The sequence below is a fragment of the Streptomyces mutomycini genome (assembly GCF_001700505.1).
Lineage (GTDB): Bacteria > Actinomycetota > Actinomycetes > Streptomycetales > Streptomycetaceae > Streptomyces > Streptomyces mutomycini.
This window is the reverse complement of the sequence record NZ_MAPV01000179.1, coordinates 1-11,318: the sequence shown is the minus strand read 5'-3', so window position 1 is coordinate 11,318 and position 11,318 is coordinate 1. Positions and strand designations below refer to the sequence as shown.

General features: G+C 71.7%; 9 protein-coding genes and 2 pseudogenes. 6 read left to right on the top strand and 5 right to left on the bottom strand.

The window, feature by feature from the left end:
• A pseudogene (locus BFF76_RS24145) lies at window positions 1-346 on the top strand (pyridoxal phosphate-dependent aminotransferase); the annotation flags it as partial.
• Window positions 347-359: 13 nt separating this feature from the next.
• Window positions 360-1,385 (top strand): MBL fold metallo-hydrolase, encoded by a 1,026-nt coding sequence (locus BFF76_RS24140; RefSeq protein ID WP_065849049.1) that lies wholly within the window; start codon window positions 360-362, stop codon window positions 1,383-1,385.
• 26 nt (window positions 1,386-1,411) lie between these two features.
• Here the strand turns inward: BFF76_RS24140 and BFF76_RS24135 are convergent, their stop codons facing one another.
• Window positions 1,412-2,032, bottom strand: coding sequence for a DedA family protein (locus BFF76_RS24135; RefSeq protein ID WP_053930806.1), 621 nt, complete (start codon window positions 2,030-2,032; stop codon window positions 1,412-1,414).
• Window positions 2,029-2,805 carry an MBL fold metallo-hydrolase gene (locus BFF76_RS24130; RefSeq protein WP_031089791.1) on the bottom strand — a complete coding sequence of 259 codons (777 nt, stop codon included), beginning with the start codon at window positions 2,803-2,805 and terminating at the stop codon, window positions 2,029-2,031. The genes BFF76_RS24135 and BFF76_RS24130 overlap by 4 nt, the downstream gene beginning before the upstream one ends.
• A 179-nt stretch (window positions 2,806-2,984) precedes the next feature.
• Between BFF76_RS24130 and BFF76_RS24125 the strand changes: the two genes are divergently transcribed.
• Entirely contained in the window at window positions 2,985-3,401 is a 417-nt protein-coding gene (locus BFF76_RS24125; RefSeq protein ID WP_065849048.1) for a hypothetical protein, read from the top strand.
• 102 nt (window positions 3,402-3,503) lie between these two features.
• Window positions 3,504-5,780 carry an alkaline phosphatase family protein gene (locus BFF76_RS24120; RefSeq protein WP_065849047.1) on the top strand — a complete coding sequence of 759 codons (2,277 nt, stop codon included), beginning with the start codon at window positions 3,504-3,506 and terminating at the stop codon, window positions 5,778-5,780.
• A 21-nt stretch (window positions 5,781-5,801) separates the two neighbouring features.
• On the opposite strand, the gene BFF76_RS24115 is transcribed toward BFF76_RS24120, so the two are convergent.
• The 3 genes from BFF76_RS24115 to BFF76_RS24105 all read right to left on the bottom strand — a co-directional run bounded on the left by BFF76_RS24115 (window position 5,802) and on the right by BFF76_RS24105 (window position 8,511).
• Complete coding sequence (locus BFF76_RS24115) at window positions 5,802-6,857, bottom strand: LacI family DNA-binding transcriptional regulator (protein WP_065849046.1); 1,056 nt, start codon at window positions 6,855-6,857, stop codon at window positions 5,802-5,804.
• A gap of 7 nt (window positions 6,858-6,864) precedes the next feature.
• Window positions 6,865-7,491 (bottom strand): DUF305 domain-containing protein, encoded by a 627-nt coding sequence (locus tag BFF76_RS24110; protein WP_065849045.1) that lies wholly within the window; start codon window positions 7,489-7,491, stop codon window positions 6,865-6,867.
• A gap of 84 nt (window positions 7,492-7,575) precedes the next feature.
• On the bottom strand, window positions 7,576-8,511 hold the full coding sequence (locus BFF76_RS24105; RefSeq protein ID WP_065849044.1) for a DUF1996 domain-containing protein: 936 nt from the start codon (window positions 8,509-8,511) through the stop codon (window positions 7,576-7,578).
• Window positions 8,512-8,749: 238 nt separating this feature from the next.
• Between BFF76_RS24105 and ligA the strand changes: the two genes are divergently transcribed.
• Both ligA and BFF76_RS24095 read left to right on the top strand, forming a co-directional pair.
• Window positions 8,750-10,846, top strand: coding sequence for an NAD-dependent DNA ligase LigA (gene ligA, locus BFF76_RS24100; RefSeq protein ID WP_065849051.1), 2,097 nt, complete (start codon window positions 8,750-8,752; stop codon window positions 10,844-10,846).
• 146 nt (window positions 10,847-10,992) lie between these two features.
• A pseudogene (locus tag BFF76_RS24095) lies at window positions 10,993-11,318 on the top strand (rod shape-determining protein); the annotation flags it as partial.

Below are 11,318 nucleotides of genomic sequence, written 5' to 3'. Positions count from 1 at the left end.
GCACCGCGCGGTGCTCACCGTGGGCGCCCTGGCGAGGCCGCCGCAGGCCGGCCGTCACCTCTACGCCGACCTCGGACCGCTGCGCACCCGGCTGGCCGCCCGGGGTGTCACCGACTCGATGGAGCTGGAGGACTACCTGACGAAACGTCTCGGCACCACCATTCCCGGCGGGCACCGGTTCGGGGACGAGCTGGGCGCGCTGCGGGTGCGGATCGGCACCGGGCCGCTGCTCGGCTCAACCCCGGAGCAGCAGACGGAGTCCCTCACTGCGGTGGAGCCCCTGGAATTGCCCCACGTCGCCCGAGCACTGAGCATTTTCGCAGCAGCCCTCGATGAACTCCGATGACAGGAGCCTCTCGATGACGGAACAGACCGAGCGTCCGTCCGCCGGAGCCGGCCACGCGCCCGCAGGCCCTCCTGTCGCCGCTCCGCGCCGCCTCGGCGAGTACCGGGCCTGGCCCCGCAGCTTCGCGGACCGGCTGACCGCGCCGCTTCCGGGTGTCAGGGGCATGACCCGTCTGGCCCGGGAGCGCGCCATTCGGCCCAACGCGGAGGGACTCCGGGGCATTCACCGGCTGCCGTACGCCCCCCGGCCCCTGCCCGCCGCCGGCCCGGACACGATGGCCGTCACCTGGGCCGGACACGCCAGCTGGATCGTCCGCATCGGCGGGCTCACAGTCCTCACCGACCCGGTCTGGTCCAGGCGCATCCTGGGCACTCCGGCCAGGATCACCCCCGTCGGCGTCCCCTGGGAGGAACTGCCGCCCGTCGACGCGGTCCTGATCAGCCACAACCACTACGACCACCTCGACGCCCCCACCCTCCGCAGGCTCCCCAGGGACACCCCGCTCCTGGTCCCCGCCGGTCTCGGCCGCTGGTGCCGTCGCCGCCGCTTCACCTGCGTCACCGAACTCGACTGGTGGGAGTCGGCGGAGATCGGCGGTGTCCGGTTCGACTTCGTGCCCTCCCACCACTGGTCCAAGCGCACCCTCCTGGACACCTGCCGGTCCCTGTGGGGCGGCTGGGTGATCGGAGACCGAGGAGGGCGACGGCTCTACTTCGCGGGGGACACCGGCTACGGCCACTGGTTCAAGGAGATCGGCCGCCGCTATCCCGGCCTGGACCTGGCCATGCTTCCGATCGGGGCGTACGAACCGCGCTGGTGGCTCTCCGACGTGCACACCGACCCGGAGGAGGCCGTGCAGGCGTACGCCGACCTCGGTGCCCGCGCGATGGCCCCGATGCACTGGGCGACGTTCCTGCTCTCCGCCGAACCGGTGCTCGAACCGCTGACCCGGCTCCGTACGGCCTGGCAGCAGGCCGGATACCCGCGCGCCGACCTCTGGGACCTGCCGGTCGGCGGCTCACGCGTGCTGGACGCCTGACCGTGTCCGGCCGGCGCACCGGCCTCTCAGCCGGCCATCCGGGCCCGCAGCCGCCGCCAGAGCGCCGGCGTCCCGCTGATCAGCAGCGTCAGTACGACAGCCGCGAGCACTCCCTCCCACGGCTCGGGAAACAGCGAACCGCCCAGGATCCCGATCAGCTGATAGGTCGCCGCCCAGGCCAGGCACGCGGGTACATCGCCCCGGGCGAACTGCCGCAGCGGCATCCGGCCGAGCAGGCAGGCCAGCATCACCGGGATGCGCCCGGCCGGCACCAGCCGGGACAGCACCAGCACCACCGTGCCGTGTTCGTCCAGCTTCTGCTGAGCCTGCGCCAGCCGCTCCGGAGCGGCCCGGCTGGTTATCGTCTCCAGCCACTTCGAACCGTTCTTGGACCGCACCCCGCGCTGTCCCAGCCAGTACAGGCACATGTCCCCGAGGAACGCCGCACCCGACGCCACGGCGAACACCACGAGCAGGGCGAACGGTGACGTCTGGTGGAGCGTCACCACCGCCGCCGTGCTCACCAGCGCTCCCGTCGGTATCACCGGCACCAGAGACCCCGACGCCACCAGCAGGAACAACGACGGGTAGCCGAAAGCCTGTTGCGTCGACTCCGTCGGCAGCTGCCGCAGTACTTCCTCTATCACCTACGGGCCTCCGGCCTCACATGCTCGCCGTGCCCCAGACGGTGCACCGCCACTTCCGGTGCCACCCGCGCCGCCTGCCGCACGAACTCGTCGCCCGGCGCATGGAACTCGTGCGGCCGGATCCCGTCCATCCCGATCGGCCAGTAGGTGCCGTAGTGCACCGGCACGGCCGACCTCGGCTCCAGCATCGTCAGCACCTGCGCGGCGCGGACCGCGTCCAGGTGGTGGTGACCGAGATTGGGCCCCCAGCCGCCGACCGGGAGCAGCGCCACGTCCACCGGACCCACCGCGTCGGCCATGTCGTCGAAGAGGCCGGTGTCCCCGGCGAAATAGGTGCGGGCCTCGCCCTCGACGACGTATCCGAGGGCGGGCACCCGGTGCGGGCCGAAGGGCAGCCGGCGCCCGTCGTGCAGGGCCGGAACCGCGCGGACCAGGACCTCACCGACCCGCACCACGTCCCCTGCGGCGACCTCGCGGATCCGCAGCCCGTGCGCCCGGCCCAGCATCCGGAGGCGCGGGACGGCCGCGACCGCGCCCCTGGGGACGACCAGCAGGCTGCCCGGGGCGAGGCGGGCGAGGGAGGGGAGATGCAGATGGTCGGAGTGCAGGTGGGAGATCAGGACCGCGTCGGCGGCCGCGGCCTCCGGCGGCGGGACGTCACCCCGGCGGCGCCGCAGATGCGCGAAGCGCCGGGCGAACAGCGGGTCGGTCAGTACCCTGACCCCGCTGTCCTCGATCGTGCAGGTGGCATGACCCCACCAGGTGACCTCCACCGCCCTGCCTCCTCGTCCGTGCCCCCGTCGCCGCCGTACGCGTACGAGGGTAGGCGCTCCGCGCCCGTCCCACGCCGGACCGCCTCCTCACGCCGGGTTCGGCATGCTCACGAGCCGTTACGGAGGGCTACCGCAAGGGTAGGGTCGTGGCAAGCATCCGAGTACGGGGGGATCCGTCCATGGGCGACGTCGTCGCAGGCTTACGGGTGGCGGCCATCGCCAGTCTCACACCGCTGGAGGAGCTCGACGGCGACCCGTTCCTCGTCGACACCCGCAGCCAGCACGCCATGTGCGCACGCTGGGCAGCCGACCGGGGACACGTCGTCACCCGTCAGCTCCGGGTCCACGGTCTGCGCGCCGACCACCGCGCCCTCTGGGCGGATACCGGGGGCGGTCCGCCCGAGCTGTTCGTGGCGCCCAACGACCGGGTGCTCGCACGGGCGCTCGCCTCGGCGGCGGACTTCGCGGCGGAGTGCGAGCGCCGTGGCGTACAGCTGGAGTTCGCCGGCCTGGAGGAGCCCGTCTACACCGCGCGCGCCAAGGCCGACGTCCACCGCAGGCTCTCCATGCCGACCGCAGGATACGACGGCTGCTGATCCCCGCAGAGGGCCCGGGGCCCCGGTGCGGCCCGGAAGGGCTGTGACAGGCTTGACGCGGGCCCATGACGAACACCGGGCCCGGACGTGAGGTGGAACGGCGTGGGTGACGGGCGATGGCGCAAAGCGGGGGGAACCCTCGTACGCGTGGTCTCGGTGTGGGCCGTTTCCACACTGACGCTGCTGGCACTCGCGGGGATCCTGCCCGACTTCCGGCTCCAGGCCGACGACGGCGACACCGTCACGCGGACCGCCTTCACCGCGGCCTGGGGCGCGGGGGCCTTCGGCCTCCTCTCCGCCCTGGTGTGGCCGGTGCTCGTCAGAGCGCTGCTCATCGTGCCCGCCCTGGTCCTCGGCGCCCTGGTCTTCTTCCTCAACGGCTCACTGCTGCTGATCGCGCTTCGGCTCATCCCCGACGGGCGCGGCGACGCGAACCCGGAGACCGCCGTCGTCGTCGCCGCCGTCATGTCCGCCGTCGCCTCCGCGACCTCCACCGCCCTCGCGGTCCGCGACGACGACGCCTACCGGCGCAGACTCTCCCGCCTCGCCGACCGGCGCCGCAGACGCAGCGGTACGCCGCAGAGCGCCGACGGCGGGCGCGGCGGCCCGCCGGGAATCGTGTTCGTCCAGCTCGACGGGGTGGGCCACGACGTACTCGAACAGGCGGCAGCCGACGGCCTGATGCCGACCGTTGCCGGGCTGCTCGCCGACGAGGCGGGGCACCGGCTCACCCCGTGGACCACCGACTGGTCGAGTCAGACGGGAGCCAGCCAGCTCGGCATCCTGCACGGAAGCAACTTCGACGTGCCGGCCTTCCGCTGGTTCGAGAAGGAGACCGGCACCGTCATGGTCTCCAGCAGACCGGCGAGCGCCCTCGAACTGCAGCGAAGGGCAATAGCCCGCACCCATGACGGCGGCCTGCTCACCGTGGACGGTGCGAGCCGCGGCAACCTCTTCAGCGGCGGTGCGGACCAGCTCGCCCTGGTCCTGTCGATGGCCGCCAGGCGCGGCAAGGGCCGCCGCTCACGCGCCGGCTACTTCGCCTACTTCTCCGACCCCGCCAACGCCGTCCGCACGGCCCTGTCCTTCGTCGCCGAGGTGGGCCGCGAGATCGGCCAGTCCGTCCGGGCACGGGCGCGCAAGGAGTCGCCCCGGGTCAAGCGCGGCGGGCTGTACCCCTTCATCAGGGCGTTCGCGACCGTCGTCGAACGCGATGTGGTGGTCGCAGCCGTGATCGGCGACATGTTCGCGGGACGCACCGCGGTCTACGCCGACCTGGTCGCCTACGACGAGGTCGCCCACCACTCCGGGCCCCACAGCAGGGACGCGGAGAAGGTGCTGACCCGGCTCGACCGTTCGCTGGGCCTCATCCTGAAGATCGCGGACCACACTCCGCGCGACTACCGGATCGTGCTGCTGTCCGACCACGGCCAGAGCCCGGGGGAGACGTTCGCGGGGCGGTACGGCCTCACACTCAAGGACCTCGTACGGGCCGGCTGCGGGCTCCCCGTACCCCGCAGTGCGCAGCGCACCCGCAGCGCCTCGGAGGCCCGCGACGCCGTACGCATCGCGCTGCACAGGCCGGTCGTCGGGGAGCGCGAGGCTGAGCACCCGCCCAGACCCTCCGACCCCGTGGTGCTCGCCTCCGGGAATCTGGGGCTCCTGTCGTTCCCGGACATCAGGGGGCGGGCCTCGCGCGAGCAGCTCGACCGCCGCTACCCCGCGCTGCTCGGCACGCTCGCCTCCCATCCGGGAGTCGGCTTCCTGCTCGTACGGAGCCAGCAGCACGGATCGGTGGTGCTGGGCCCGGGCGGTGCCGAAGTGCCGGTGGCGGAGCTCCGGGACGGGGAAGGCCCGATCGCCGTCTTCGGGGCCGGCGCGGCGCAGGCGGTACGGCGAACCGACGGCTTCCCGCATGTCGCGGACGTCATGGTCAACTCGATGTACGACCCCGAGACCGGTCGCGTTCACGCCTTCGAGGAGCAGATCGGCTCGCACGGCGGGCTCGGCGGCGAACAGTCACGGCCCTTCCTGCTGTGGCCGCGGACGCTGACGGACCCCCTCGACGCCGTTGCGGCGGACGCCCGTCGGGGCGAGGCGCCGGACGGTCCGGTGGGAGCGCCCCCGGACGGCCCGGTGGGGGCGGAGACAGTGCACCGGGTGCTGGCGCGCTGGCTGAGGGAGCTCTCCGGCCCCCAGGTGCCGCTGCAGCAGGAGGGCTTCGCCGGGGCGGTGCGGGTGGACGAACCCTTCCCGGACGGGCCGGCCGGTGCGGACGGGTCGGCAGGTACGGCAGGTGAGGTCGGTCCGGTTGTCGTGGAAGGATCGCTCACCGCCGCCCCGGACCCCGGCGACGCCGTCCCGGGTCCACGTGGATGAGCCGGTGCGCGGCCCCGGCAGTCAGGCCGACTCGCGCCGCACCAGCGTCGGGTGGAAGACCACGGACGGTGCGGGACCGTCGCAGGGCCTGCCGATCTGCTTCAGGAGGAGCCGGGCCATCTCGGAGGCCATCTCCTCCACCGGCTGACGCACGGTCGTCAGCGGCGGATCGCACGCCACCGCCGCGTTGCTGTCGTCGAAGCCCACCACCGCCACGTCGCCGGGTACGTCCCTGCCGGCCCTCAGCAGCACGGGCAAGGCCCCCAGCGCCATCAGGTCAGACGCGATGAACACCGCGTCCAGGTCCGGCCGTTCGGCCAGCAGCTGCCGCATCGCCGAAGCCCCGCCCGCGTGGGTGAAGTCTCCCTCGGCCGTCACCACGTCGCCGATGCCGTGCTGCTCCAGCGCGTCCAGGAAGCCCGTCAGCCGCACCTGCCCCGCGGGCATGTCCTGTGGCCCCGCGACCGTACCGACGCGCCGTCGTCCCAGGGCCGCCAGATGGTCGGCCGCCATCCGGGCCCCGGCCCGCTGGTCCGCCTCGACATAGGTGAGAGGCGAGGGCCGGAGCGGCCGGCCGGCCAGTACCGCGGGCAGCCGGGTGTCATGGAGCAGACCGGGAAGTGGGTCGTCGGCGTGCGAGGAGATCAGCACCACCCCGTCGACATGCCCCTGGCGCAGATACGACAACAGCTGGTTGCGGGAGGCCTCGTCGTCGGCCAGCATCAGCACCATCTGGATCCCGGCGGGGCGCAGCACTTCCATCAGCCCGCCGACCACCCGCCCGAAGTGGGGATCGGAGAACATCCGGCCGATGAACGGTTCGGAGACGGGGCGCCGTTCGCGCTCCGACACCACCAGGGCGATCGAGTCGGTCCGCCGGGTCACCAGTGCCCGTGCCGCACGGTTGGGCACGTAGCCCGTGGTGGCCACCGCCTCCTCCACGACCCTGCGCAGTGCCGGGTCCACCGTGGTCGCACCGTTGATCACACGGGACACGGTCGCCCGGGAGACGCCCGCCACCGCGGCCACGTCCTCCAGGGTGGCGGGGCGTACGGGCGGTGGGGCATCGGCAGTCATGCTGTCTTTATACCGGGTGATCCGCCGGGCACGCGAAGGGTTCCGGCACGTCAGCGCCCTCGTCCGTGCACAGCACCGTCAGCGCGGCCAGTTGCTTCCCGCGTGCGGTGACGAGCTCCTTCGCCAGCGCCGTGGCCTCCGCTCCCCTCCCCGCCGCCGTCTCCGAACGTGACACACGCTCCGACTGGCGCAGATGGTCGTGGATCCGGGTCACCAGCAAGCGGTCGAAGGCGTCGCCGTCTGCCGTTCGGGCGTCACGCAGATCCTCGGCGGTCACCATGCCGGGCATGTCGTGGCCCTTGTGGAGGTCCGTGTCCGGCAGCCCCATCCGGTCCCGCAGCCCCCTCAGCTCCGCCAGTTCGGCGGCCTGGGCGGTACGCAGGCGGGCCGCCCAGGCTCGCAGCCGGGGACCGTTGGCCTTCTCCGCCGCCAGATCCAGCAGGATCACGGCCTGTTCGTCCATCGGGATCATCAACTGGACCCAGGCGGAGTCGGTCGGGTCCACCGAGGGGGTGTGGGCAGCCGTCCTTCCCGACGGCCCGGATCCGGCTTCCGCTGTCCGCTCTCCACCTCGGGCGCACGCGGTCAGGACGGTGAGCAGGAGGAGCAGCGCTGCGGTACGACGAGCCTGCATCGGTAGGTGGTCCTCGCCTGGGGGTGCCTGCCCCGGACGTGAGGATGCGGGCAGGCACCGTTGGACTCCGGAACTGAGGGGCAATCAAGGAGTGCCGTCGGCACCGCACTTGATGATGGCGTTGATGCAGTCGCGCACCCGTTGTGCCATCTCGGCCTCCGGCCAGACGTTGAAGAAGTCGCCGTGCATCGTGTAGCCGCGTCCCGAGGCCAGCCGGAATCGCGCCGGGTCGCCGTTCACGGGATAGCGCAGGACCTGGCGCAGCTTGGGAACCGGGACCGGATGGGTGGACGGGCAGGCGCCGCCCACCGGATAGGCCATGTGGCTCTTGTGGTCGGCCGAGTCGAGATCCGTGCCGTTCCAGCACTGCGGGAAGTCCAGATAGCTCTCCATCATCGAGCCCGCCGGGCAGTTGACGAAGTCGTGGGACGGATTGACCTCGCCGTGGTGCAGGCAGGACCAGCGCGAGATGGTGTTGTCGTCGGGGCCGGCCGCCTTCGCGTTGCCTGCGACGATGCGGAGTCCGCGGGGGAACGGTTTGATCGTCCGGATGATGTCGTCCCGCACCCCTTCGCCGAGGTAGTAGAAGGTGGTACCGGTCGGCTCCACCTCCTTGTCACCGTCGTACAGCGTGGGAACCCAGTACGAGGACAGGTCGGTCGTGGGCGCGCAGCTGGTGCCTGCCTTCTCCAGTGAGGCCAGATCGGAATGGGCGTTGGTGGAGTCGTTCCCGAAGAAGCTGTGCATGTGCGAGGCGCCGGGGAGGTTGGGCAGCACGATCGGGTCGTCGGGAGCCCGGTGTGTGTAGGGGCATTCCGCGAGGAATTCGGCGACCCGGACCACGTCGGCGGCGGCTTTCGGCCCGGGCTGGAAGGTCCGGTCCCCGGCCGCGTTGCCCGCGTTGGCCTGGATGAAGGAGAGGGCGAGCGCGGCGGCGGCCAGTCCCGCGATGCGGTAGCGCCACGGTGCGAGGGGTCTGCGTCCGCGGTGTTCGGTCCTGTGTCTGCTGAGGAAGGGCACGGCACTCCTGTCCGAGGAAGTGGGGTTCCTCCGGCCGGTGGTCCGGCCAGGGTGGAGAGCGCTCTCTCAAGAAACGTAGGAGCGTGACGCAAACATGTCAAGACTTCGATGCGAAGCCCGCAATTACCGGCTGCCTGAAAGGAGTTGAGTGACCCGGCCGAGGAAGAGCGCTCTCTCGTGTGTGGGTCCGTGGAGCGGTCAAGGGACGTTGTCAGTGGTGGACGGCAGGATGGTGGTCATGACGACGAACCAAGCTGGTGCGCTCACGGACACCGCCGCCTACGCAGCCGCGGTGGAGCAGGCCGAGCGTGCCGCCGCCGCGTATTACACCGCAGGTGAGAGCGCGCTCGACGACGATGCGTACGACCGGCTCGTGCGCGGCATCGCGGTCTACGAGAAGGAGCACCCGCAGGAGGTGCTGGACGCCTCGCCTACCGGGAAGGTCGCGGGCGGGGCGGTGTCGGGGGACGTGCCGCACACCGTGCCGATGCTCTCGCTGGACAACGTGTTCTCCGCCGAGCAGTTCGTCACCTGGACCGCGTCCGTGGAGCGGCGTATAGGCAGACCCGTCGCCGCGTGGAGTGTGGAGCCCAAGCTCGACGGCCTGGCCGTTGCCGCGCGTTATCGGCAGGGCCGCCTCGACCGGCTGATCACCCGTGGCGACGGGACGGCCGGCGAGGACGTCTCGCACGCGATCGGTACGGTGCTCGGACTGCCCGAGCGGCTCGGTGCTCCCGTCACCCTGGAGGTGCGCGGTGAGATCCTCATGACCGACGAGCAGTTCGAGCAGGCCAACACGGTGCGCACGGAGCACGGCGCCGCCCCCTTCGCCAATCCGCGCAACGGGGCGGCGGGCACCCTCCGGGCCAAGGACCGCCCGTACCGCGTGGAGATGACCTTCTTCGCCTACGGCGCGCTGGCTCTTCCGGACTCCGGTGAGCTGACGGCCACTCTGGCCGAGCTGCCGCACAGTGAGGTCCTGGAGTACGTCGCGGGGCTCGGCGTGCACACGGCGGCGGACACCGAGGTCGCCCCACGCACCGTCACCACGGTCGAGGAGGTGCAGGCGGGGGTGCAGGACATCGCCGCCCTGCGTGCCTCGCTGCCGTTCGGGATCGACGGAATCGTGATCAAGGCGGATCTGGCGGCCGACCAGCGCGACGCGGGGTCCGGAACACGTGCACCGCGCTGGGCCATCGCCTACAAGCTGCCGGCCGTGGAGAAGGTCACCCGGCTGCTGGGCGTCGAATGGAATGTCGGCAGGACCGGCATCATCGCGCCGCGGGCCGTGCTGGAGCCTGTCGAGATCGACGGATCCACCGTCAGCTACGCCACACTGCACAATCCGGCCGACATCACCCGCCGTGATCTGCGCCTGGGCGACCATGTGATGGTCTACAAGGCGGGTGACATCATCCCCCGTATCGAGGCCCCTGTCGCGCATCTGCGGACGGGTGAGGAGCAGCCGGTCGCATTCCCCGAGGTGTGCCCCCAGTGCGGCTCGGAGATCGACATGAGCGAGCAGCGCTGGCGCTGCACCCGGGGCCGCGACTGCCACCTGGTCGCGTCCATCTCCTACGCGGCCGGCCGTGATCAGCTCGACATCGAAGGGCTCGGCGCCAGCCGGGTCGTCCAGCTCGTCGAGGCGGGTCTCGTCCAGGACTTCGCCGACCTCTTCACGCTGGAGCGCGAAGGGCTGCTGTCCCTGGAGCGGATGGGGGAGACCTCCACCGACAATCTGCTGGCGGCCATCGCGACTGCCGCCGCCCGTCCGCTGTCCCGTGTCTTCTGCGCCCTCGGTGTCCGCGGTACGGGCCGTTCCATGTCCCGCCGGATCGCGCGCCACTTCGCCTCGATGGACCGGATCGTCGCCGCTGACGCGGAGGCGTTGCAGCAGGTCGACGGCATCGGCAAGGAGAAGGCGGCGGCGGTCGTGAGGGAGCTGGAGGAGCTGGCGCCGCTGATCGGCAAGCTGGTGGCGGCAGAGGTCAACATGACGGAGCCGGGTGCGACCCCGCCGCCGGAACCCGGAGCGGCGTCCGAGGACGCGGCCGGGGAACAGGCGGGGGCAGACCTTCCGCTCGCCGGCATGACGGTCGTGGTGACCGGGGCCATGACCGGGGCCCTGGAGACGCTCTCGCGCAACCAGATGAACGAGCTGATCGAGCGGGCCGGAGGGAAGTCCTCCTCCAGCGTCTCGAAACGCACGAGTCTGCTGGTCGCCGGGGAGAAGGCCGGATCCAAGCGGGCCAAGGCGGAGGACCTGGGAGTGCGGATCGCCGCACCCGAGGAATTCGCAGAGCTGGTCGAGACCTTTCTGGTCCTGGAGGTGTGAGGGGTTAGGCGGGCGCGTGTCTTGGGATTGCCGGGGGAGTGGCCTTTCTGTGCCTTGTATTGCATAGTGAGGGCTCGATCATGCCTCGCTATCAGCGGTTCGGTGCCTACCGGTGGCTGTGGCGGGGGACCTGAGGGTGAGGGCCGATGCGTTCTTCGCGTGACGGACGGCGACGCGGCCGGCCGCTCCTCGGGCGGCACGCGGCACCTGTCGGTACGGCGGCGCGCCGTACCGGCCCCGCCAGGGGACTGGCCATCGACCTGGGAAGCTCCGGGACCCGTGCCTGGGTCCCGGGGCAGGGGCTCGTCACCGGTGGACCGGCCGACCTGGAGGACAGCACCCGCCGGCCGGTCCGACGGGGGCGTATCGTCGACGCCGAGTTCTGCGCGGGGCTGCTGGACCGCCTCGCCGACACGGCGCTGGGTGCCCACCGCCAGGACAGCGTGATCGTACTCAGCCACCCTGTTCTGGC

Coding starts and splice junctions, on each gene's coding strand:
- ligA (WP_065849051.1), top strand. CDS start 8,750: ATGACGACGAACCAAGCTGGTGCGCTCACGGACACCGCCGCCTACGCA.
- BFF76_RS24125 (WP_065849048.1), top strand. CDS start 2,985: ATGGGCGACGTCGTCGCAGGCTTACGGGTGGCGGCCATCGCCAGTCTC.
- BFF76_RS24110 (WP_065849045.1), bottom strand. CDS start 7,491: ATGCAGGCTCGTCGTACCGCAGCGCTGCTCCTCCTGCTCACCGTCCTG.
- BFF76_RS24140 (WP_065849049.1), top strand. CDS start 360: ATGACGGAACAGACCGAGCGTCCGTCCGCCGGAGCCGGCCACGCGCCC.
- BFF76_RS24115 (WP_065849046.1), bottom strand. CDS start 6,857: ATGACTGCCGATGCCCCACCGCCCGTACGCCCCGCCACCCTGGAGGAC.